Raw genomic sequence first — 20,703 nt, forward strand, 5'->3', positions numbered from 1 at the left:
GGCTTGTCCTCAGTTTGATACAGTTGCGCTGCCGTTTTCTTCGACCCGCGCCGTAATCGTTGTCCGTGATGCTAGGTTCATCACGCGGATGTAATCGCCAGCTGCGGCCCGTTCGAGGGCCCGCCCTTCGGTGCTAATGACCAGCCCCGCTCGATCATAAATTAGCGTGATTATGGCGTTTCGTTCGACGACAGCAGGGGTTGAAACATCGCCCAAGCGAATGGGCCGGCCTGCATAAAGTGCAACGCGCGCCTCCATTCCGATGAGTAACGAAGGATCAGAAACACCACCCGCATAATTTCCGGCCGCCAAAACAACATCTTCGGGGCCAATAATCTCTTGCGAACGAATTGTACGTGACGCCAATAAGGTTTCAGAGAATGCAGGCGCAGAGCTGAAGGCAAAAAGAAGGAAAAATACAAATTTCATCTGATTTGCACCATGGATCCGAGCATTTGATCTGATGCTGTGATCACTTTTGAATTCAGTTCATATCCCCGCTGAGCCTCAATCAAATCAGTGATTTCTTTGACTGCGTCGACGGAGCTATCTTCGAGATAACCCTGCCGCAACAAACCCAAACCATTCTGACCGGGATTGGAAACCGTTGATGGCCCCGAGGCAGGCGTTTCTAAAAAGAGATTTGAACCGATGGCTTCTAGGCCTTTTGGGTTGGTGAATCCTGACAGGCTGAATTGACCCAATAGTTCAGGCTCTACGCGATCTGCGAAATAGGCGTAAACTTCACCTTCTGCGTTGATAGAAACAGATCGCGCGTCGCTGGGAATGGTGATGTCAGGTGATACCGAGTAACCATCCGAAGTCACTATCAACCCGTCTGCAGATCGTTTTAACCCGCCATCTCTGGTGAATGCGGACCGGCCATCGGGTAGGGTAACTTCTAAGAAACCTTGACCTTCGATCCCAAGATCGAGATCGCCGCCTGTCGCAGCAAGAGACCCTTGTGATAGCATAACAGATACCGCTGTCGGACGGACGCCCAGGCCCAATTGAACACCGGTTGGCAAAACGGTGCCGTCCGCAGAGTTAATCGTACCAGGACGTGTCAGCTGTTGGTAATGCAAATCCGCAAATTCGGCGCGCCGGGCGTTGTATCCGGTTGTGTTCATGTTGGCGAGGTTGTTGGAAATAACCTCTACCCGCATTTGTTGCGCGGTCATGCCCGCGGCGGCAATTTTTAAGGCTCTCATAAGTTCACTCCATTACCTAGACCGACCAAGCGCTTCGACGGCGCTGCGAAGTCGTTGATCTTCTTTTTCAAGGAAGCTCTGACCTAATTCATAGGCTCGCTGAACCTCGATCATGCGTGTGATCTGCAATACGGAATCCACATTGGATTCTTCTAAGAATCCCTGCATCATTCTGCCGTCGGTCGCTTCTTCGTATCCGGCATCTGCGCGGAACATTGTGCCGCCTTCGCGCGTCATTTCAGTTGGATCATTGGGTATTACCAAGCCGACCTGCGCGACGGGTTGGCCATCTGCACTTAGGGTTCCGTCCGGTGCGATGCCAATGTTATCAACGCCTTGTGGGATAAAAACCGGTGCGCCACCTGCATCTAGAACAGGATAACCATCAGGGGTTACCAAATCACCCTCACCATTTGGTGTGAAATGCCCGGCACGCGTCAATCTCTGCCCTTGGGGGGTGTCGATCAAAAAGAAACCATCGCCTTCGATTGCCAGATCAAAGGTCCCACCTGTGAGCGTGTGGCTGCCCTGAATGGAAATTGTGTTTCTGACAGAGGCAGTCGCCATCGAAATGGATTCTTGATTATGCTCAAGCGACTTTACGTGCTCAGAAAAAATGACGGATTCGGTTCGATAACCGGTGGTAGAAGCGTTTGCGATGTTATTTGCGATGACCGACATTTCACGCATCAATCCTGATTGTCGTGTCAGCGCGGTATATGTAGCATTTTCCATTCTATCCTCCGGCGATCAGTGGGATCAGGGTGTCTTGAAAAAAGGACACTAGGGATTCGGTCATGAACCCCATCGAAACCCAAAACACGGCGACAATCGCCGCGAGTTTCGGAACGAATGTCAGTGTCATTTCCTGAATTGAAGTCAGCGCTTGAAACAATCCAACCGTCAAACCCGCGACCAAAGCCACGGAAAGAATTGGCATCGAGGTGACCACCGCAACCCACAAACCTTGACGAAGAGTGTCATAAAAAAGCGCTTCATTCATCAGATAGGCATCCTCAGAATTTCCTGATAGGCCTCAACGACTTTGTCACGAACGGTGACAACGGTTTCAACAGCCAACTCTGTCTGAGCCAAAGCCTGAACCAATGCATGTGGATCCGACCCGGTCGTCATTGCATCCATCGAGGCTTGTTCGCTTGCACGCAATGTGGCCATAAAATCGCTGGCGGCTGCGCCAAAGTTGCTGTCCCCAGCAGCTTGTTCGCTTGGGGATGTTGCAGGTCGGTTCGCTGCATATTGTTGCGCGACGCGCAAAGCACCTAGTTCCATGTTACTCTCCTATCGACGAAGTAAATCCATCAGCGAAGCGGACATTTGCCGCACCTGATCAAATAATTTTACATTGGCCTCATAGCTGCGCTGGGCCTCACGGGCGTCGGCGATTTCAACCAAAAGGTTCACATTTGATCCCGCATAATGACCGGTGTCGTCTGACATCGGATGTGAGGGATCAAAAAGCATGGGCAAATCTGTCCGGTCCAGATGAACGCGGCCAGTTCTTACAGCTCCGGTCGTGCGCCCACCCTCTACCGCTTCGGTAAAGCTAACCGTTTTGCGGCGGTATCCAGGGGTATCTGCATTGGCAATGTTTTCTGAAACATGCCGTAACCGCTGTGATTGGGAACGCATTCCGCTGGAAGCAATTCCAAGTGCATCTGAAAAATCTGTCATGAATGGCCCCTATTTCCGTCCGATGGAAATGCGCATTAGATCTAGTGAATGGCGATAAATGGCGAGTGCGCGGCTGTGTTCCCGCTGAATTTCGACGGACTTCAGCATCTCTTCCTCAACGGAAACTGAGTTTCCATTTGGGGAGGATTCAGATTGAGAATTGGTAAGAAATGAAGTCGCATTTGTGTGCGTGGATTCGAAATGACCGGCGCGTGTTTGGCGTAACGCGCTTTGCATGGGCGCATCATATATTTCTGCAAAATGCGAAACAGATTGCGCCTGAAATCCAGGTGTGTCGGCATTGGCAATGTTGCGCGCAACAACGGCCTGATTTTGGCCGGCATGTTGAGCGAGGGACATTGCTGTCCGGAATACTTCCAGGTTTTTAAACATCGGGGCTTCTCCCTCGAGCGATATAAATTATGCTTTAAGGGTGATTCCTTAAGATCGAGTTGTCGGCAGAAGGAATAGCACGATGACAGAATGTCTTTTTGAACAAACCGCAGCTGCAATTAGCGCCCATCGAATTGTCCATCCCGTGGGCAGAGTCGTGAGCGCGTCAGGTGGGCGAATTGCAGTAGAAGGTCTTGGCGACCGCGTAAAACTTGGGGATAGAGCGCGGATTTTATCCGATGTTTCTATTCGATCCGAAGTCATCAAGCTAATTGAAGGGCGTGCGATTGTGCTGCCCGAAGGTCCGGTTGATGGTGTTTGTGTCGGCGACATGGTGCGAATTGACCCGCCCGCTCCGTTTCGACCTCATATGAACTGGATTGGTCGGGTGATTGATCCCGATGGGAATCCTCTTGATGGACGTGCCTTGCTGCCGGGAACACAGAAACGGCCGTTGCAGGCTTCTCCGCCCGCGCCAAATCATAGACGCGCAATGGGGGAACGATTGCCGACCGGGCTCGCAGTGTTTGACACTTTGTTACCTCTTGCGAAAGGACAACGTATCGGTTTGTTCGCAGGTTCAGGTGTGGGGAAATCAACATTGTTGGGAAACTTTGCCAAGGGCGTTCAGGCCGATGTAATTGTAATTGCCCTGGTCGGTGAACGCGGTCGAGAGGTTCGAGATTTTGTTGAAACGGTATTGGGGGAAGAAGGGCTTGCACGGTCGGTCGTGGTGGCGGCAACATCTGATCGCGCGCCTCAAATCCGACGGCGCTGTGCATGGGCGGCAATGTCAGTTGCAGAGTTTTACCGGGATCAGGGCTTACAGGTCTTATTGCTTGTGGATTCAGTAACTCGATTTGCGGAGGCACATCGCGAGCTTGCTGTTGCAGGTGGAGAGCCTGCATCTTTGCGCGGTTATCCGGCGTCAACCGGTCCCGCGATTGCAAGCCTGTGCGAGCGCGCCGGCCCAGGAGAGCATAACCAAGGTGACATAACGGCAGTTTTTAGCGTTTTGGTCGCAGGATCTGACATGGATGAGCCAGTTGCCGACATGTTACGTGGGGTTTTGGACGGGCATGTTGTGCTTGATCGAGAAATTGCAGAACGAGGTCGATTTCCGGCCGTGGATCTACTGCGGTCAGTGTCGCGATCGTTGCCTTCTGTTGCGACAGACACTGAAAACGCACTTATTTCTACTGCTCGTTCCACCTTGGGGTCGTATGATCGTTCTGAATTGATGATCCAGTCTGGATTGTATGTGAGTGGTACAGATCCAAAGGTGGATGAAGCCATTCAAATCTATCCACAGCTGGATGCGTTTATTGGAATGGCACAAAAGCCCAACATTACAGCCAGCTTTGCGGAATTACGCCGTGCGTTGCATCCAACCAGTCAAAGGTAGATTTAATAATATCGAGGTGCAGACTGTAGCAAAGTCAATGCGATTGAGTTGCTTCCCAAGTTGCCAATCGCATTGATTTCTGACTGCACCAAAAACAAGCGTGTGAGTTTTTCCTGCATTTCGCTGTCTTGAAATTCAGAAAGGTCACTGGTGCCAAAAACACTTTCAGAGCGTTCTTTGAAGTTCGAAAGTTGGAGGTCAATGTCCAATGACCCAAAGCTACTTGAAAAACCAAGTGCAGTTTCAAACATCGTTCGGATTGGGGTGTTCCCCATCAATGAAAACCATTGGCCATCAATCGTCGATGAGTTGGACAAAACTTCGTCCAATGCGGATGGCATGTTTAGTGCTAACCGCATTGAGTTATCTTGTTCCCCTACCGCCAATTCGAACTGTCTGTCGTCGTATTTTTCTAGGATTTCATCGGCGAAGCCGTCAAATCGTACGCGACCTGCCCCCCCCATATTTCCAAATCCAAACGCTTCTGAAAACGCAGCATAGCGTTTGTCGGACAACTTATTTGCAAGGGAATCATCGTTGATTGTTCCTTCAGAAAGAACTTTCTCGATGTAGAACTTGTTGTTTATATCGTCATCCAGCCCAAAGGCCCCAAGGGCAACTTCTAGCAACCGGCGGTTCCCAACCAACTCCTCTGCGGACTTGATCTTGGTTATGTTCTCACGGAAATAGTCGCTTTTTCGGACAATGGTGCTGCTTTCTTCGAAAGCCTGCTTTTGCATATCCAACGTTCTATTTAGGAATCGCCAGCCAGCATAACCGGAAATGGGAACAACGGGTTGATAGGTCATGACAATCTCGGGGCTGTCGCGAGCAAACGTTCCTCTCTCGGAAGAAGTGCACGCAATTGTTTTAATGCACGATAAAACTCGCCTTCTTGGACGGCTTGAGTCGCAGCGTCTAAGTATAGTTTGCTGTCGGTGTCGGTTAGAACCAAGCTAAGCTGTTCTATTCCGCGCATGAGTTGCAGCTCAGCTTCTTCTTCTGAGGCGTCACCGGATAAAACGAGCTGAGCAATGTAACACACTCGTCGAACTGGGGTGTTGACCTCGTCCGGACGAATTGCGTCGCGAAGGCGCAGGATGTTTGCGTTTGGCGTCAAAACAGAGAGGCGGGATCGCCGCTCTCCATTTTCAATGACCGCTCCGTTCACAAGAATGCGCTCTTTGGGACCAAGCTTTAAGACCAATCCGGACATTAGCTTGCCTCCTGTGAATTCAAACCACGCATAACAGAGGTGTTGATTTCAATGAGCAGCGAAACGTCTGCTTCGTTTTTAAGGGCCAGTCTGGAGTGATGATCCGTGAATTCAGCGAGGTAGAATAACCTAGCGCGCAGATCCCGGGGAAGGGCGTTGTCATCATCCGCAACTTCTGCGGCAAAATGGTGCCACATACGTCTGTTTTCGTGCAACGCGGTCACAAGGTCTGGAAAGGAAGCGGGAAGATTTTGTGATGCTTTGCGTAAGCGATTGGTGATTTGGCCAAAGAGTTGAACTTCTGCTGATCGCCCTGTGCGAAAAGGAGAGTTTTTTGGCGCATAAGCTTGTTGAGCTTGAAAAATGGCGTTCACGTCGGTGTCCTTTCGGGACGGAGTGGCGGCATCTGCGATTTTATCGCAGGTCTAAGGGGTAGGGAGGCGCGGACGCCTCCCTGGTTGCCCTTAACGGAAGAGCGACAGGATAGACTGAGGCGCCTGGTTGGCGATCGACAACGACTGGGTACCCAGCTGTTGTTGGACCTGAAGAGCCTGCAGACGGGCTGAAGCTTCTTCCATGTCCGCATCTACCATTGACCCGATACCGGATTTCAAAGAATCGGTCAGTTTGGAGATAAAATCAGACTGAGTTTCAATCCGACCTTGTACCGAACCGAAGGACGCCGATGCAGAAATCGCTGTGTCAATCAAAGTTTCGATGGACCCCAACGCAGCGGATGCACCAAGAGCCGTTGAAACATCAATCGCTGCAAGTGCACCAAGGCCACCAGAACCGGCATTGGTAAACTGACCAGAGATTGTAAGGTCGTTCCCAGTGTTGTTGGTGATATCCAATGTACCCGTAGAACTAAAATCCACATCGATCGCAAGCCCAGTCGCTTGCAATGCAGCGCGCAATCCAACCGCTGCGATATCTTCTGGCGTGGTAGCTGCAACGTCATCTGCGGTGAAGGTGTACGAAACCTCCTCTTCACCCACAGTCAAAGAAATTTTATCACCTGCGGCGAAAGTGGGGTCGACAATAACAACAGAGTCGCTTGAACCGTCATCAATTGTCATCCCAAACACATCAGCGCTGGTTGAAACACCAGTCGTACCGGTAAACACCGCCGCTGCAGTGTAACCACCTGTGGACAAATCCTGGGTGGACACACTGATGTTGGACGCTGTTACAGTACCAGACGCATCACGATCCAAAGAGGACAAAACATCAATTGTTGCACCTTGAGACCCATCAATCAGGTTCAAACCGTTGAACTGCGCCGCTGAAACAACAGAGTTAATCTGATCTTTCAACGCAGTAACGTCATCGTTGATTTTACCGCGATCAACGTTGTCTTCTTGTGCAGCAACAATTTTGCCCTTCATCTGCGTCAGAAGGTCAGTGATTGTTTCGGACGCGTTGCTGGCAACAGCAACCGTAGATTCACCCAGTGCAAGGCTGTCAGAAATGGCTTTGAAGCCTTTGACATCAGATTCCATCACTTTGGAAATCGCCCAAACCGCGGAGTTGTCTTTGGCGGATGCAACGGATTTACCCGTTGAGATCATACCCTGAGTATCACCCAGTTGGTTGTTGATGGATTTCAGAGTTTGCAGCGCGACCATTGCGCCATTGTTGGTCAGAATGCTGGACATTCTTGAGTTCCTTTTACAAGGGCGTTTCAACGCCCGGATTTAAATAGACCGCTCATTCAAAGCGGCAGGACACGTCATTCTGACAGTTGCGGTCATCTACTATGGTAGATCAGCGCCATCCCAATCGGATGCAGGTTGAGTTTGGGGGGAAGCAATAAATGAATTACTAACAGCAAAGCTTCGTGTTCAGCGGTTTTGATTAAAGTTTTAGGCCTTCTTTTCAAACGCTGGCTTTGTTGGTGTATAATTGGAAACTTGCCCATTTCCATTATAGGTCGACAATGTTCCGTGCGCGCGTTGCACGTCTTTGATTCGTTTGCTGGCGTCGGCCAGTCCGCGCATGGCTGCGCGAAGCAACGCCTGATTCCTAGATACCGTTGCGGCGAGCATTGTCAGGGATCGTTCGTCTGCGGACACTTCATTCAGTTTGATAAACAAAGCTGATTTACGTGCACTTGATGATTCAAGCTTTTCAAAGCGACCTTCTAGAATCACTTCTCGTTCTTCATCCAATAGGTTCAGAAGATCTTTTACCACGCGTTTATCCATTTTGGCGTTCTTTCAGGGAGTTGAACAAGGATTCTGCCAATCCTATACCGCCACTTCTTGCCATTTCTTCGGCCTGGGCCTGTCGCAAGAAAGAAGAAAATTGATCTTCTCCTATACCTCCGCCAAATGATTTTGACGCTTCGCCAAGCCCGGCAGATTTTAGCATTTCTGAAAGAAAAGTGGCCTCAAGTTGGAGCGCTGCTTCACGCAATTGGGCGTCATTATTCGTGGTGGGGACGATGCCGTTTACCGATCCATTATTAGAATCACCTACAATCATATCGTGCTCCAAATTCTTACATTTGATTGAGTGTGTCTTGAAACTGGTAAAGATTGAGTAAGCTATTTGAGTCATTCTGCTTATGAATTGAAGCATGGATATAAAATGGCAAGCGAATCAACTTCCTCGATAATTGGGCCGAACAGTCTGGTGTTTCCGTTTTCGTCAGAGGGGACCATCAACCCGATAAGTGCCGTGAATGAAACATTGCGCGATACCGGTTTTTTGGCTGTGCTGCAGAATATTGAAGCAGAAAGTACTCCGGTCCTCCCCGTACCTGAGCCCGTACCTGAGGTAGAATTGCCCGATGCAGAAATGGTCGAAGAGCCAGATATCGATGGCGACGATCGCTCCAGCGAGGACGCTTCTGAGGGCAGGTTGGTGGCCCAACCTGATATGCATACTCCGCGATATATGCCCATCGGGGCAAATATCGCGCTAAGTGGTGAACAGAATTCAGTCCCTACTTCCACCGTAGAAGAGCAACCAAATCCATTGGCTCCGATGCAAACGGTGTCAAACGATAGCGATCCGGTCGCTCAGCCAAACCAACCCGAAGAAACTGAGACGAATCTCATTGGACGTCATTCAGCCACTGATGCATCAGGAATAGTTGCTCAGACATCTAATCCAAATGAACCGGTAAAATTCACCACTTTTGAGCGGCAAGATTTTCCAATTCTGAAGGCAAATCATTCTGAGGTTATTGCCATAAGAGGTGAAACGAAGTCACAGGATGTGAGTTTTGGCAATCCGGGCGATCAGCGAGGTCAAACATCAGAATTAGCCACGCGAAAGTTGGAGAATTCTGTTCAAGCTGTAGAAATTGGTAAAGCTATTGCGGCACCGGTAGAAGACGGAAATGCTGTGCCCGTCCGGATCAATGTAGCGCAGCAAAGGTTTCATGCCCTTCTTGGGACGCAGATGCCGGGTGAGATCGCATCGCAAACGTCTATGAATGAACCGCGTCTGTCGTCAGCAAAGGGTGAAGAGCAGATTGCCCAAGTCGCCAAATCACCGAGTTCGCCAGTTCAATTGATGACAGACGTTTTGGGAAAGCGATCGCATCAACCTTCAGTTCAAAACGCGACTCCGATTGCGCAAGAGGTCAAGCCGATATCCGCTGAAAAACCTGTTGAAGTGGGTGGGCTGCGTCATGAAAAAATGGATGTTGTTCCTCAGTCAGGTCGAGCGGAAAATGCTGAAAGACAGGTTGCCGGTTCTGTGCGAGCGGAGACGACGAACCTAATTAGCAACACTATTCCAGTACGAACGCAAAGCAAAACAATACCGGCCCCGTTGGTACAGTCAGCAGCTGACACAGATTTGACATATGATCGAGCGCCTTTGAATCCGCCGATAGATAACAAACACCAGAATTCGACGCCTAGCGCGACGATGCCTTCGGCACCATTGGTTACCAGTAAGGCAAACCCAGTGCCTATCGTGGATGCGAAGCAACCTGAGAGGAAAGAAATCAAGTTTGGTACACTGCGCGATGCGGTAAATGAACGCCCAGTGGGAAAAACACCGACCGCGCTTCCTGAACGTCCGGACGTTGCCGTCGCCACGCCAATTGCGATGAGCCAGAATGTTGCGTTTTCACCATTGGCCCCAGTGGACGTCGAAGCCAGTTCCGACATGTTAATCGCTCAGGCGACACAGGTTGACACTGAAATTAAGACAGCAGAGGCGCGATTAAACTCGGTCAATACATCGTCTCATAATCCACAATTGGCATCGAACGTTGCGCGCCAGATCGCTGCGAATATCTCAGTTTCGCAAACTGGAACAACTGAGATTAGCCTAAATCCAGAAGAGCTGGGGAGGGTTAAGCTAAGCCTTTCGGCAACGGAGACCTCGTTGGTTTTGACGATTAATACAGAGCGTCCCGAAACCACTGATTTGATGCGCCGCCATATCGATGTGCTCGCTGAGGAATTTCGGGCGCTTGGATATACATCAATTGATTTTGCGTTCGGACAACAAGGTTCACAAAACAGTGATAGTGAATCCAGCGAGCAATCACACACACAAAGCTCCGTTGAGCCTGGTGATGCACCCGATGAAGTTCCAACCGAGCGGGCATTGTTGTCCGATTTAGACATTAGACTTTAAGAGGATCCCACGATGGAAGTAAATTCGGCTGGTGCGAGCACCACGACCCATTCAGCAACGACGAATGCAACCTCGTCAGTTAGTTCAGATTTCGAAACCTTTCTGAAAATGCTGACTGTTCAAATGCAAAACCAGGACCCGCTCAATCCAGTGGATTCATCCGATTACGCGGTTCAACTCGCGACATTCTCCGGGGTCGAACAGCAAGTTTTGACCAATGACTTGCTCAGCGCTCTGTCTGGTCAATTGGCGGCGTCAGGAATGTCGGACATGGCATCTTGGGTTGGAAAAGAAGCACGTGCAATCGCACCTGCTGAATGGGATGGTACCAATAGCGTTACTGTTTCTCCCAATCCGCTGACGGTTGCCGACCGAACAGAGCTCGTCATTCGGGACCGATGGGGATCAGAGGTTGATCGTCGAGAGATTCCTGCGACTACTGACCCCTACGAATGGGACGGTTTGGACAGCAACGGTACGCCTCTGCCAACGGGTCTATACAGCTTTGAGCTTGCCAATTTTAGTGGCGATGATTTGGTGACGCAGGACCCTGTAGAAGTTTACACGGAAGTGATGGAAGTTCAAAGCAACGGCCATCAAACGGTTCTACTCCTGTCCAGTGGCGTTCATGTTGCTGCGTCGGGTGTCACGGCACTTAGAAATGGATCGTAATTTCTTGGTTTAGGTCAATGCGAGCATTGTCATTACTGTGATACCTGCGCCAATCAACGCCCAGAAAACGGCAGGTAGAATAGGTTTGGGCTGTGCAGGTTGTTGAAGCTGTGACTTCTGGACGAGCAATTGTTCAATGGCTTCTGGCAACCTGGGACCAAACCGTCCCAATACCATAATGGCTTTGCTCATATCCCGAACCATTGCGCGGGGGCCAATGCGATCTTTGATGTAATCTTCAACGATTGGGTGGGCGACTTCCCAAATATTGATGTGGGGGTCAAGGGTTCTGGCGACGCCTTCTACAACCACCATAGTTCGCTGAAGCAGGATCAATTCAGTACGCGTTTCCATCCCAAAACGTTCTGTGACTTCAAATAGATATGTCAGAAGTCGCCCCATCGAAATCCGGCTGGCATCCATCCCAAAAATGGGCTCTCCGACGGCTCTCAGAGCGCGTGCAAAAGCGTCGACATCTTGGTCTGCGGGAACGTAACCCGCCTCAAAATGGACTTCTGCAACGCGTTGGTAATCTCGACGAATAAAGCCAAACAAGATTTCCGCATAAACGCGCCGGGTATATTCGTCGATATGCCCCATGATGCCAAAATCATAAGCAACGATATCACCTGCGGGCGAGATTTTTAGGTTCCCTTGATGCATATCAGCATGAAAAAAACCGTCTCTCAGAGCATGGCTCAGAAACAACTGCAGCACTCGTTCTGCCAATGCGGGGCGGTCATGGCCCGCGAGGTCAAGTGCAGTGATATCGCCCGCGCTGATCCCTTCAACCCAAGTCTGGGTCATCACCCGGCGTGCCGATAGGTTCCAGTCGATTTTAGGGAGATCAAAGCCCGGGTCGTTTTTAGTGTTAGACAAAAACTCAGATGCGGCGGCGCTCTCTAATCTGAGGTCCAATTCGCCAGCAACGACCCCTTCGAAATGGGTAATAACGTCCATGGGGCGTAGGCGCCGTGATGACGGGGACAGGATTTCGATCGCCCGCGCCGCTAAATAGAACGCATCGATGTCTCGCTGAAACGCGCGTTCGATTCCTGGTCGTAAAACTTTGATAGCGACATGTTCGCCGGTTGCGGCGACTTCCGCCTTGTGAACTTGGGCGATGGATGCGGCCGCAACGGCATCTGAGAAAGACGAAAAAGTTTCATTCAACGTGATATTGAGTTCGCGTTCGACCTCAATTTTTGCGTCCTGCGTTGAAAATGGGGGCAGTTTGTCCTGCAACACGGTCAATTGCGTCGCCAGTTCTGATCCAACAACGTCTGGGCGGGTCGACAATACTTGGCCAAACTTAATGTACGCAGGACCCAAAGCGGTGAGGGCGCGGGTGACGGGCGGCACGGATTGATCCCCGCGATAGCCCAGCCATTGGACCGGCCAGACCAATCCCCTAACGACGACGCGAACCAGTTTTGGTGTGTCAAAGGCTTCCATAATTTCGCGCATAGCCCCGGTGCGTTCAAGCGTGGCACCCGTGCGAATGAGGCGAAGTAGGTTATGAGGGCCGCGCATCTACAGTTTCCATCCAGAATGCAAAGCAGCAATGCCCATCGTCATGTTGCGGTATTTTGCATTGCCAAATCCGGCCTGTTTTACCATATCTAGGAACGTATCCTGATCAGGGAATTTTCGAATAGATTCAACCAGGTACTGGTAGCTATCCCGATCCCCTGCGATGGCTTGACCCATGCGGGGAATGACATTGAAGGAATACAAATCATACAGTTTCTGCATGCTGTCATTGGGAATGTGTGAAAACTCTAACACCATTAAACGTCCACCGGGGCGCAGCACCCGATAGGCTTCGTTCAGGGCCTCTTGGGGGCGCGTCACATTCCGAATGCCAAAACTAATCGTGTAGACATCGAATGTGTTGTCAGCGAAAGGCAATGCCATCGCATCACCCGTAACCCAATCCAAGCTTTTGCTCATTTGCTGAGCTTCGGCGCGTTTGCGGCCTTCGATCAACATGGATTCTGTTAAGTCCAGAACCGTTGAATGACCTGATCCCGCCCGATCCAGAAACCGAAAAGAAATATCCCCTGTTCCGCCTGCGACATCCAACAGCTTTTGACCGGGTCGTGGGGCCAGCCAATCCATCATCGCATCTTTCCAAACGCGGTGAATGCCCATGCTCATCACATCGTTCATGATGTCATATTTGCTGGCAACAGACGTGAAAACGCCCTGAACTTTGCCCGCTTTCTGATCTTCGGATACGGTTTCAAAGCCGAAATGGGTGGTTTTGTTGTCGGTATCGTGCACGGATTTGGTCATTTGGCTTGCGATCCTATGTCTTCGTGGCCTTTCTATAGCGGCCAATCAGGGGTTACAACGCAACCCGTCAATAGGAAAGCACGCCATGCCCGAATTGCCAGAGGTAGAGACAGTCCGTCGCGGGCTAGAGCCATCAATGCAAGGTGGTATCATCACAAAGGCAAGTGTGAACCGCCCCGATCTGCGCTGGCCATTTCCGCAAAACATGGCAGAGCGGTTGACCGGCGCGCGCATTTTAAGGCTACGGCGGCGATCGAAATACATTTTGATGGATCTGGATAGGCAAGAAACCCTGATCATTCATTTGGGAATGTCGGGCCGGATGACTGTTTCGGGGGACCCATTGGGGCAGTTCCATCATGAACATCCCGACATCGAAAAACATGATCATGTTGTGTTTGATATGGAAAACGGTGCCCGCGTGACCTTTCACGATCCGCGCCGGTTCGGGGCGATGGATTTGGCCGCAACGGATGTGTTGGATCAGCACAAATTACTGTCAGGAATCGGCCCTGAACCGTTGGGCAACACCTTTGACGGGCCGTATCTGATTGAACGGCTATCAGGTAAGAAAATGCCGATCAAAACAGCGTTGCTGGATCAGAGAATCGTTGCCGGATTGGGCAATATTTATGTTTGCGAGGTGTTGTTTCGGGCGCAAATTGATCCAAAAACCAAAGCCGGAGCGATTTCATCCGATCAAATTTTAACCCTTGTTCCAATCATTCGGGACGTCCTTTCAGAGGCAATTGAAGCGGGTGGAAGTTCGCTTAAGGATTATCGTCAAGCAGATGGCGAACTGGGTTATTTTCAACACGCATTTCGGGTTTACGGACGCGAAGGTGACCCCTGTTTAACCCCCGGCTGCGGCGCAGTGATTGAGCGATTCGTCCAATCCGGTCGATCCACATTTTGGTGTTCGCAATGCCAAAGATAGCTTGCATGAAGGTAATCGTTTGTTAAGCCTTGGGGACTGTGACGGGAAAACAGGGACAAACCATGGCCTATGAGACCATCATCGTCGAAACATCCGACGACGTATGCGTAATTACCCTTAATCGACCAGATGCGTTGAATGCGCTCAACAGCCAGCTGTTGGCTGAATTGTGCACCGCATTGGAAGAGGCGGATGCCAGCGACAAAGTGCGCTGTATTGTATTAACCGGTTCCGAAAAGGCATTTGCCGCCGGGGCCGATATTTCTGAAATGTCTGAGAAATCATTTGTTGAAATGTATCAGGCAAATTTCTTTGGCAATGAAGGCGACCGGATTGGTCGTGTTCGCAAACCAATCATCGCAGCTGTGTCTGGCTATGCGCTGGGCGGGGGATGCGAATTGGCCATGATGTGTGACTTCATCATTGCTGCGGAAAATGCCAAATTCGGCCAACCAGAGATTAACCTTGGGGTGATCGCTGGTATTGGCGGCACACAGCGATTGACCCGGTTTGTGGGCAAATCCAAAGCAATGGATATGCACCTGACGGGGCGGTTCATGGATTCCGCAGAAGCGGAACGTTCCGGGCTCGTGAGCCGGGTTGTGCCAGTGAAAAAGCTAAAAGAAGAGGCGTTGGCCGCAGCTCATAAGATCGCAGAGAAATCCACGCTGGCGGCCTCGGCTGCGAAAATGGCTGTGAACCGCGCCTATGAGACGACATTGGCCGAAGGCAACCTGTTTGAGCGCCAATTGTTTTTCTCTCTTTTTGCGACGGATGATCAATCCGAAGGCATGGCGGCGTTCAAAGAAAAACGTGAACCGCAATTCCGCGACAAATAACGCGGATTTTTTGACTTTGCACGGCTGCCAATATGCCGTATAGGCAGCCGATACATGCGTGTGATGCCCGCTTTGGCAAGAATCAACTGGTTGGTCTGATCCAGGTTGGGTGTCGTGCACGCGGCGAAATTTTGAAACACCCGAACTGGAAATGAACTCATGGCCAATACTCCACAGTCTAAAAAACGCGCCCGTCAAAACGAACGCCGCGCTGCCGTAAACAAAGCACGTCGTTCGCGCATCCGCACATTCCTGCGCACTGCAGAAGAAGCCATCGCTTCTGGTGACAAAGACGCCGCAGCAAATGCTGTTCGTGCGGCTGAGCCAGAATTGATGCGCGGTGTTACCAAAGGCGTATTCCACAAAAACACAGCGTCTCGCAAAATGTCTCGTTTGGTTGCGCGCGTTAAAGCCCTAGGTTGATCTGACCTTACGGAATCGTGTTGCAATTGCATCACCCAAGAGATTCGAAAGGCGTGCCATCCGGCGCGCCTTTTTTCATGTCAAAGCGCTTAAACCTTATATTTCTAAGGGCTGCTGCATATGCGAGAGATTCTTTTTGCATGAAGTTAGAGTCAAGTGTGATGTTCTGTTGAAGCAGGCTCCTTCAACTTGCTAGTTTGTGCCTGCGATTCACTCGTTCCTGGGGGAACATGGGGAAGATCGGCGACAATGTATGAGAGGCTGCAATCAACGAATTGCATCTGATCGAGGGACAGTCACCGAGATTCATGTGGGGGGTGCGCTGCATCTTTGAGATGCGGCAACCTAGTCTGCGCAACAGCCGAGTAATCGGTGTGCCGGGCGCCATGTCTATATCAGGGTGGGCGAAGTTTGGACATGTGTCCAACTTGCCCCCAGCTTTGACCACACGCGAATGTCAGTTCGCGTGACCGGTTATGCTTTGCTGATGAGTGATTGCAAAATAGTGGGTGAGAATTTCACCTTGGGACGGCAGTGACACGGGGACATTATGAACGGCGATTCTTGGGGCCAAGTCAAAGAAGGCTTAAAAGCGTATGTGGGTGCGAGTAATTACACGAGTTGGATTGAGCCTCTGGCGATCTCCAGTGTTGAAGGCGGAGTGGCTTTGTTCGAAGTCCCGAGCCCTTTCTTTGGCAATTATGTCTCTCAGAATTTCGGCGATCAGATCATCTATCACCTGAATAAATCGGGTGCCCTGGTTGAACGGTTGCGGTTTTTGACCACCCCGGCAAATCGTCCCGTCAAAACACCTGCAACATCCAAACCAGCGGTTGAAACCGCGGCCCCAGCTGCCAAGTCTGACAATTCAGGTCTGGTGTCTGGCGGGCAGCTAGATGCGCGTTTTACGTTTGATTCGTTTGTGGTCGGCAAGCCAAACGAATTGGCCCACGCAGCGGCCCGTCGCGTTGCCGAAGGCGGCGCCGTGACGTTTAATCCATTGTTTATGTATGGTGGTGTCGGGCTTGGTAAAACCCACTTGATGCATGCGATTGCCAATGAATTGCGCCTGCGCCAGCCGGAATTGAACGTCCTGTATCTAAGTGCGGAACAGTTCATGTACCGGTTCATCACCGCGCTGCGCGAACGGAAAATGATTGATTTCAAACAATTGTTTCGGTCCGTCGATGTTCTGATGGTCGATGATGTTCAGTTCATCGCAGGCAAAGATTCCACCCAAGAAGAGTTCTTTCACACCTTCAACGCGTTGGTTGATGCGGGCAAACAGATCATTATCTCTGCGGATCGCGCCCCCGGTGAAATCAAAGATCTAGAAGACCGGATCAAATCGCGTCTGCAATGTGGTCTGGTTGTTGACCTGCATCCGACCGACTACGAATTGCGACTTGGCATTTTGCAATCAAAGGTTCTGCAATTTGCAGCCACCTACCCAGAGGTGCAAATCCAAGGCGGCGTTCTAGAATTTTTGGCCCACCGCATTTCGACCAATGTGCGTGTCCTAGAGGGTGCGCTGACCCGGCTTTATGCATTCGCGTCTTTGGTTGGTCGCGAAGTGTCGCTGGAACTGGCCCAGGATTGCCTGTCGGACATTTTGCGCGCCAGCGATCGCAAAATCACCGTCGAAGAAATCCAGCGCAAAGTGTCCGATCACTACAACATCCGTTTGTCGGATATGATTGGCCCAAAACGTGTGCGTAATTTTGCGCGGCCCCGTCAGGTGGCAATGTGGTTGTGCAAACAGATGACCAATCGGTCATTGCCCGAAATCGGACGTCGTTTCGGCGGTCGGGATCACACAACGGTTATGCACGGTGTGCGCAAAATCGAAGAATTGAAAACCACAGATAGTCAAATTGCCGATGACTTGGAAATGTTGCGCCGCGCATTAGAAGCCTAAGCGACTTGACCCCGCTGCAACACTCTTAGACAGTCTGACAAAAGCCCTTGAGCCGGCTTGGGAAACAGGTAAGTTTTCCATCCGGCCTTTGGTGTCGGTAAAAGGCCGAAATTGCACGGGGCCAATTTGAACAGGGCCGGATTAGGACGGAGCGAGAGACATGAAATTCTCAATTGAACGCGGAACGCTGCTCAAGGCAGTGGCGCAAGCGCAATCAGTCGTGGAGCGTCGCAACACGATCCCGATCTTGGCCAATGTTTTGATCGAAGCCGAGGGCGCCGAGGTGCAATTCCGGGCGACGGATTTGGACATCGAGGTGGTCGACAAAGCCCCCGCAGTTGTTGAACAAGCCGGTGCAACCACGGTTTCTGCTGTAACGCTGAACGAAATCGTCCGTAAATTGCCAGATGGCGCGTTGGTGACTTTGTCCGAAGATGGTGCTTCTGGTCGGTTGACCATCGAAGCGGGGCGGTCAAACTTTTCGTTGGCGACATTGCCCCGTCAGGATTTCCCGGTCATGGCATCGTCGGAATATGCCGCCAACTTTGCCGCGCCAGCTCCGGTTTTGCGTCGGTTGTTTGATAAATCCAAGTTTGCGATTTCCACCGAAGAAACCCGCTATTACCTGAACGGCGTGTATTTGCACGTTTCCGATGGCGAAGACGGCCGCGTTTTGCGCGCTGTGGCCACGGATGGGCATCGTTTGGCACGCATTGATGCGCCATTGCCCGCAGAGGCCGCTGATATGGTGGGCGTGATCGTACCCCGCAAAACGGTGGGTGAATTGCGCAAATTGCTGGATGACGATGACATGGAAATCAGCGTGTCTGTGTCAGAAACCAAAATCCGCTTTGCCACGCCGAACATTACCCTGACCTCTAAAGTGATCGACGGGACATTCCCGGATTACACACGGGTCATTCCAACTGGAAACACCCGCAAATTAGAAGTCGATGCCGCTGAATTTGCAAAAGCAGTTGATCGCGTTGCAACAGTTTCATCTGAACGCTCGCGCGCGGTAAAGCTTTCGCTCAGCGAAGACAGCTTAACCTTGTCTGTGAATGCGCCAGATAGCGGGGCCGCCGAAGAAGAGCTGGCCGTGGCCTATGGCGATGAACGTCTGGAAATTGGGTTTAACGCGAAATATCTGCTGGAAATTGCCAGCCAAGTGGATCGCGAAAATGCAGTGTTCCTGTTCAACTCTTCGGGCGACCCGACCCTGATGCGCGAAGGTAATGATACGAGCGCAGTCTATGTTGTCATGCCAATGCGCGTCTAAGGGTTTGATCCTGAACGATAAATTCGACAGAAACGTAAGGAGAGGGATATGACGTCCCTCTTTTTGCATTCTCTGGGCCTGTCACATTTCAGGTCCCACAAACGGGCAGAGCTGACGCTTGATCCGCGTCCTGTTGCCTTATTTGGCCCCAATGGTGCGGGAAAAACCAACCTACTAGAGGCAGTGTCGATCCTGTCGCCGGGTCGGGGATTGCGGCGTTCCTCTGCCCAAGACATGACCCGCAGGCCCGAAGCGTTGGGTTGGAAAGTGACGGCAACGCTGCAGAGCTTGCAACAATTTTATGAGATCGAAACCGTTTCAGAAAATGGAGCCGCACGTCAGGTCCGGATAGACGGGAAACAAGCGGCTCAGACGATGTTAGGGCGGATTGCACGGGTTTTGTGGCTGGTTCCATCCATGGACCGGCTATGGATCGAAGGTGCAGAAGGTCGGCGACGGTTTTTAGATCGGGCAACTCTCAGTTTTGAGCCGGGGCATGCAGAGCAGGTTTTGATCTATGAACGTGCAATGCGGGAAAGAAACCGGTTGTTGAAGGATTGCGTGCGCGACCCGCATTGGTACGGTGCATTGGAATTGCAAATGGGCCAATCTGGGGCTGCCATAACTTCTAACCGTTTGAATGCATTGCAAAAACTAAAGGATGCGCAAGGCGAGGCAGAAACGGCCTTTCCGACGGCGAACCTGTCCTTGATCCAGGTCGAAGGTGAGGCACCCCAGAATGCAGAGGATCTGCGCGACGCTTTGGCGCAGTCCAGAGCGCGTGATATTCAAGCGGGGCGCAGCTTGGTTGGTCCGCATCGCAGCGATTTGGCCGCGACTTATGCCGCCAAAGATGTCCCTGCCAAAGATTGCTCGACAGGAGAGCAAAAAGCCCTGTTGGTGTCCCTGATTTTAGCAAATGCCCGTGCGTTGGCCGCTGATTTTGGGGCACCGCCTTTGTTGCTTTTGGATGAGGTTGCCGCGCATCTGGACGCTGATCGTCGGGCTGCGCTTTATGATGAAATTTGCGCTTTGGGCGCGCAGGCTTGGATGACCGGCACCGGGATGGAATTGTACGAAGGGTTAGGGGACCGCGCCCAATATGTTCATGTCACGGATGAAAATGGGCTGTCTCAGGTGGATCAAGGAACGACGCTGACATGACCCTCTCAGCGTTTGACTTATTGCTTTATGCGGGTGGGTTATTTGCGTTGTTTTTAACGCCCGGTCCCGTATGGGTCGCCCTGATCGCTCGTTCTCTTGCGGGGGGATTTCGGGCCGCTTGGCCGCTGGCCTTGGGGGTGGTCATTGGTGATGTAGTTTGGGCGGTATTGGCCGTGTTGGGGGTCAGTTGGATCCTATCGATTTATGGCGGTTTCCTAGAGCTTTTGCGTTGGATCGCCGCGATTATTTTTCTGGCCATGGGCTATCTGATTATAAAATCAGCGGACAAAAGCATTTCCAGCGACAGCCGATTGACCCGGCCGGGCGCGGTGGCTGGATTTTTGGCGGGACTGGCCGTGATCTTTGGAAACCCAAAGGCCGTGCTGTTTTATATGGGGGTGCTGCCCGGGTTTTTTGACCTGTCGCACCTTACCACATTAGACATCGTTTTGATCGCGGGATTGTCGGCATTGGTGCCTTTGGTTGGGAACTTGATATTGGCTGTGTTTATCGATCGGGCGCGGTCAATGCTTAGCTCGCCACAGGCGCTAAAACGGACGAATATCACCGCCGGGCTTTTATTAATTTTGGTGGGTCTGGCAATCCCGTTTGTATGAGCGAAACGAACCGGTATCCGCCGCAAAATGTGGG

General features: G+C 51.3%; 25 protein-coding genes. 10 read left to right on the plus strand and 15 right to left on the minus strand.

Annotation, left to right across the window (positions count from 1 at the left end; all coding sequences use genetic code 11):
• Window positions 1-9: 9 nt before the first annotated feature.
• The 7 genes from flgA to AB1F12_RS00630 are packed head-to-tail and all read right to left on the minus strand — an operon-like array spanning window position 10 to window position 3,296.
• Entirely contained in the window at window positions 10-429 is a 420-nt protein-coding gene (flgA, locus tag AB1F12_RS00600) for a flagellar basal body P-ring formation chaperone FlgA (protein WP_368185780.1), read from the minus strand.
• Window positions 426-1,211, minus strand: a complete 786-nt coding sequence (flgG, locus tag AB1F12_RS00605) for a flagellar basal-body rod protein FlgG (protein ID WP_368185782.1) — start codon at window positions 1,209-1,211, stop codon at window positions 426-428. Before flgG ends, flgA begins: the two co-directional genes overlap by 4 nt.
• Before the next feature lie 12 nt (window positions 1,212-1,223).
• The gene (locus AB1F12_RS00610) at window positions 1,224-1,946 is read right to left on the minus strand and encodes a flagellar hook-basal body complex protein (protein WP_368185784.1); all 723 of its coding nucleotides are present in this window, start codon (window positions 1,944-1,946) and stop codon (window positions 1,224-1,226) included.
• 1 nt (window position 1,947) lies between these two features.
• A complete protein-coding gene (locus AB1F12_RS00615) occupies window positions 1,948-2,217 on the minus strand; it encodes a flagellar biosynthetic protein FliQ (RefSeq protein WP_368188200.1) in 270 nt (89 codons plus the stop codon).
• Window positions 2,214-2,501: a flagellar hook-basal body complex protein FliE gene (fliE, locus tag AB1F12_RS00620; RefSeq protein ID WP_368185786.1), complete on the minus strand. Its 288-nt coding sequence runs from the start codon at window positions 2,499-2,501 to the stop codon at window positions 2,214-2,216. The genes AB1F12_RS00615 and fliE overlap by 4 nt, the downstream gene beginning before the upstream one ends.
• 9 nt (window positions 2,502-2,510) lie before the next feature.
• Window positions 2,511-2,903 (minus strand): flagellar basal body rod protein FlgC, encoded by a 393-nt coding sequence (flgC, locus tag AB1F12_RS00625; RefSeq protein ID WP_368185788.1) that lies wholly within the window; start codon window positions 2,901-2,903, stop codon window positions 2,511-2,513.
• Window positions 2,904-2,912: 9 nt separating this feature from the next.
• The gene (locus AB1F12_RS00630; RefSeq protein WP_368185789.1) at window positions 2,913-3,296 is read right to left on the minus strand and encodes a FlgB family protein; all 384 of its coding nucleotides are present in this window, start codon (window positions 3,294-3,296) and stop codon (window positions 2,913-2,915) included.
• Window positions 3,297-3,378: 82 nt separating this feature from the next.
• Here AB1F12_RS00630 and AB1F12_RS00635 point away from each other — a divergent pair, with 82 nt between their 5' ends.
• Window positions 3,379-4,701, plus strand: coding sequence for a FliI/YscN family ATPase (locus AB1F12_RS00635; protein ID WP_368185790.1), 1,323 nt, complete (start codon window positions 3,379-3,381; stop codon window positions 4,699-4,701).
• Between the two features lie 2 nt (window positions 4,702-4,703).
• Here AB1F12_RS00635 and AB1F12_RS00640 read toward each other — a convergent pair whose 3' ends face one another.
• The 6 genes from AB1F12_RS00640 to AB1F12_RS00665 all read right to left on the minus strand — a co-directional run bounded on the left by AB1F12_RS00640 (window position 4,704) and on the right by AB1F12_RS00665 (window position 8,404).
• A complete protein-coding gene (locus AB1F12_RS00640) occupies window positions 4,704-5,510 on the minus strand; it encodes a DUF1217 domain-containing protein (RefSeq protein ID WP_368185791.1) in 807 nt (268 codons plus the stop codon).
• The gene (gene flbT / locus AB1F12_RS00645) at window positions 5,507-5,917 is read right to left on the minus strand and encodes a flagellar biosynthesis repressor FlbT (protein WP_368185792.1); all 411 of its coding nucleotides are present in this window, start codon (window positions 5,915-5,917) and stop codon (window positions 5,507-5,509) included. Before flbT ends, AB1F12_RS00640 begins: the two co-directional genes overlap by 4 nt.
• The gene (gene flaF / locus AB1F12_RS00650; protein WP_368185793.1) at window positions 5,917-6,291 is read right to left on the minus strand and encodes a flagellar biosynthesis regulator FlaF; all 375 of its coding nucleotides are present in this window, start codon (window positions 6,289-6,291) and stop codon (window positions 5,917-5,919) included. Before flaF ends, flbT begins: the two co-directional genes overlap by 1 nt.
• 90 nt (window positions 6,292-6,381) lie before the next feature.
• Entirely contained in the window at window positions 6,382-7,575 is a 1,194-nt protein-coding gene (locus AB1F12_RS00655) for a flagellin (RefSeq protein ID WP_368185794.1), read from the minus strand.
• Between the two features lie 207 nt (window positions 7,576-7,782).
• Window positions 7,783-8,124, minus strand: a complete 342-nt coding sequence (locus AB1F12_RS00660) for a hypothetical protein (RefSeq protein ID WP_368185795.1) — start codon at window positions 8,122-8,124, stop codon at window positions 7,783-7,785.
• A complete protein-coding gene (locus AB1F12_RS00665; protein ID WP_368185796.1) occupies window positions 8,117-8,404 on the minus strand; it encodes a rod-binding protein in 288 nt (95 codons plus the stop codon). Before AB1F12_RS00665 ends, AB1F12_RS00660 begins: the two co-directional genes overlap by 8 nt.
• A gap of 105 nt (window positions 8,405-8,509) precedes the next feature.
• Here AB1F12_RS00665 and AB1F12_RS00670 point away from each other — a divergent pair, with 105 nt between their 5' ends.
• Both AB1F12_RS00670 and AB1F12_RS00675 read left to right on the plus strand, forming a co-directional pair.
• Window positions 8,510-10,522, plus strand: coding sequence for a flagellar hook-length control protein FliK (locus tag AB1F12_RS00670; protein ID WP_368185798.1), 2,013 nt, complete (start codon window positions 8,510-8,512; stop codon window positions 10,520-10,522).
• A 12-nt stretch (window positions 10,523-10,534) separates the two neighbouring features.
• On the plus strand, window positions 10,535-11,194 hold the full coding sequence (locus AB1F12_RS00675; RefSeq protein WP_368185800.1) for a flagellar hook capping FlgD N-terminal domain-containing protein: 660 nt from the start codon (window positions 10,535-10,537) through the stop codon (window positions 11,192-11,194).
• 9 nt (window positions 11,195-11,203) lie between these two features.
• Here AB1F12_RS00675 and ubiB read toward each other — a convergent pair whose 3' ends face one another.
• Window positions 11,204-12,727 carry a 2-polyprenylphenol 6-hydroxylase gene (gene ubiB / locus AB1F12_RS00680; RefSeq protein ID WP_368185802.1) on the minus strand — a complete coding sequence of 508 codons (1,524 nt, stop codon included), beginning with the start codon at window positions 12,725-12,727 and terminating at the stop codon, window positions 11,204-11,206.
• A complete protein-coding gene (ubiE, locus tag AB1F12_RS00685) occupies window positions 12,728-13,480 on the minus strand; it encodes a bifunctional demethylmenaquinone methyltransferase/2-methoxy-6-polyprenyl-1,4-benzoquinol methylase UbiE (RefSeq protein WP_368188202.1) in 753 nt (250 codons plus the stop codon).
• A 97-nt stretch (window positions 13,481-13,577) separates the two neighbouring features.
• Between ubiE and mutM the strand changes: the two genes are divergently transcribed.
• The 7 genes from mutM (at window position 13,578) to AB1F12_RS00720 (ending at window position 20,669) form a co-directional block, all read left to right on the plus strand.
• A complete protein-coding gene (gene mutM / locus AB1F12_RS00690; RefSeq protein WP_368185805.1) occupies window positions 13,578-14,429 on the plus strand; it encodes a bifunctional DNA-formamidopyrimidine glycosylase/DNA-(apurinic or apyrimidinic site) lyase in 852 nt (283 codons plus the stop codon).
• 62 nt (window positions 14,430-14,491) lie between these two features.
• Window positions 14,492-15,268 (plus strand): enoyl-CoA hydratase, encoded by a 777-nt coding sequence (locus AB1F12_RS00695; protein ID WP_368185807.1) that lies wholly within the window; start codon window positions 14,492-14,494, stop codon window positions 15,266-15,268.
• Window positions 15,269-15,427: 159 nt separating this feature from the next.
• Window positions 15,428-15,691 carry a 30S ribosomal protein S20 gene (rpsT, locus tag AB1F12_RS00700; protein ID WP_368185809.1) on the plus strand — a complete coding sequence of 88 codons (264 nt, stop codon included), beginning with the start codon at window positions 15,428-15,430 and terminating at the stop codon, window positions 15,689-15,691.
• Between the two features lie 550 nt (window positions 15,692-16,241).
• Window positions 16,242-17,609 carry a chromosomal replication initiator protein DnaA gene (dnaA, locus tag AB1F12_RS00705; RefSeq protein WP_368185812.1) on the plus strand — a complete coding sequence of 456 codons (1,368 nt, stop codon included), beginning with the start codon at window positions 16,242-16,244 and terminating at the stop codon, window positions 17,607-17,609.
• Between the two features lie 160 nt (window positions 17,610-17,769).
• Entirely contained in the window at window positions 17,770-18,888 is a 1,119-nt protein-coding gene (dnaN, locus tag AB1F12_RS00710) for a DNA polymerase III subunit beta (RefSeq protein WP_368185814.1), read from the plus strand.
• A gap of 48 nt (window positions 18,889-18,936) precedes the next feature.
• Entirely contained in the window at window positions 18,937-20,052 is a 1,116-nt protein-coding gene (recF, locus tag AB1F12_RS00715; RefSeq protein WP_368185817.1) for a DNA replication/repair protein RecF, read from the plus strand.
• On the plus strand, window positions 20,049-20,669 hold the full coding sequence (locus tag AB1F12_RS00720) for a LysE family translocator (protein WP_368185819.1): 621 nt from the start codon (window positions 20,049-20,051) through the stop codon (window positions 20,667-20,669). Before recF ends, AB1F12_RS00720 begins: the two co-directional genes overlap by 4 nt.
• Window positions 20,670-20,703: the final 34 nt, after the last annotated feature.

It is taken from the genome of Aestuariibius sp. HNIBRBA575, assembly GCF_040932005.1.
Taxonomy (GTDB): Bacteria; Pseudomonadota; Alphaproteobacteria; order Rhodobacterales; family Rhodobacteraceae; genus CANLNM01.

Bases quoted from the DNA above. Each gene is read 5' to 3' on its own strand.
- dnaA (WP_368185812.1), top strand. From the start codon at position 16,242: ATGAACGGCGATTCTTGGGGCCAAGTCAAAGAAGGCTTAAAAGCGTAT.
- AB1F12_RS00695 (WP_368185807.1), top strand. From the start codon at position 14,492: ATGGCCTATGAGACCATCATCGTCGAAACATCCGACGACGTATGCGTA.
- flgG (WP_368185782.1), bottom strand. From the start codon at position 1,211: ATGAGAGCCTTAAAAATTGCCGCCGCGGGCATGACCGCGCAACAAATG.
- flgC (WP_368185788.1), bottom strand. From the start codon at position 2,903: ATGACAGATTTTTCAGATGCACTTGGAATTGCTTCCAGCGGAATGCGT.
- AB1F12_RS00610 (WP_368185784.1), bottom strand. From the start codon at position 1,946: ATGGAAAATGCTACATATACCGCGCTGACACGACAATCAGGATTGATG.
- AB1F12_RS00630 (WP_368185789.1), bottom strand. From the start codon at position 3,296: ATGTTTAAAAACCTGGAAGTATTCCGGACAGCAATGTCCCTCGCTCAA.
- mutM (WP_368185805.1), top strand. From the start codon at position 13,578: ATGCCCGAATTGCCAGAGGTAGAGACAGTCCGTCGCGGGCTAGAGCCA.
- AB1F12_RS00670 (WP_368185798.1), top strand. From the start codon at position 8,510: ATGGCAAGCGAATCAACTTCCTCGATAATTGGGCCGAACAGTCTGGTG.
- flgA (WP_368185780.1), bottom strand. From the start codon at position 429: ATGAAATTTGTATTTTTCCTTCTTTTTGCCTTCAGCTCTGCGCCTGCA.
- rpsT (WP_368185809.1), top strand. From the start codon at position 15,428: ATGGCCAATACTCCACAGTCTAAAAAACGCGCCCGTCAAAACGAACGC.
- AB1F12_RS00655 (WP_368185794.1), bottom strand. From the start codon at position 7,575: ATGTCCAGCATTCTGACCAACAATGGCGCAATGGTCGCGCTGCAAACT.
- AB1F12_RS00720 (WP_368185819.1), top strand. From the start codon at position 20,049: ATGACCCTCTCAGCGTTTGACTTATTGCTTTATGCGGGTGGGTTATTT.
- AB1F12_RS00665 (WP_368185796.1), bottom strand. From the start codon at position 8,404: ATGATTGTAGGTGATTCTAATAATGGATCGGTAAACGGCATCGTCCCC.
- fliE (WP_368185786.1), bottom strand. From the start codon at position 2,501: ATGGAACTAGGTGCTTTGCGCGTCGCGCAACAATATGCAGCGAACCGA.
- AB1F12_RS00640 (WP_368185791.1), bottom strand. From the start codon at position 5,510: ATGACCTATCAACCCGTTGTTCCCATTTCCGGTTATGCTGGCTGGCGA.
- flbT (WP_368185792.1), bottom strand. From the start codon at position 5,917: ATGTCCGGATTGGTCTTAAAGCTTGGTCCCAAAGAGCGCATTCTTGTG.
- AB1F12_RS00675 (WP_368185800.1), top strand. From the start codon at position 10,535: ATGGAAGTAAATTCGGCTGGTGCGAGCACCACGACCCATTCAGCAACG.
- AB1F12_RS00660 (WP_368185795.1), bottom strand. From the start codon at position 8,124: ATGGATAAACGCGTGGTAAAAGATCTTCTGAACCTATTGGATGAAGAA.
- recF (WP_368185817.1), top strand. From the start codon at position 18,937: ATGACGTCCCTCTTTTTGCATTCTCTGGGCCTGTCACATTTCAGGTCC.
- AB1F12_RS00635 (WP_368185790.1), top strand. From the start codon at position 3,379: ATGACAGAATGTCTTTTTGAACAAACCGCAGCTGCAATTAGCGCCCAT.
- dnaN (WP_368185814.1), top strand. From the start codon at position 17,770: ATGAAATTCTCAATTGAACGCGGAACGCTGCTCAAGGCAGTGGCGCAA.
- ubiB (WP_368185802.1), bottom strand. From the start codon at position 12,727: ATGCGCGGCCCTCATAACCTACTTCGCCTCATTCGCACGGGTGCCACG.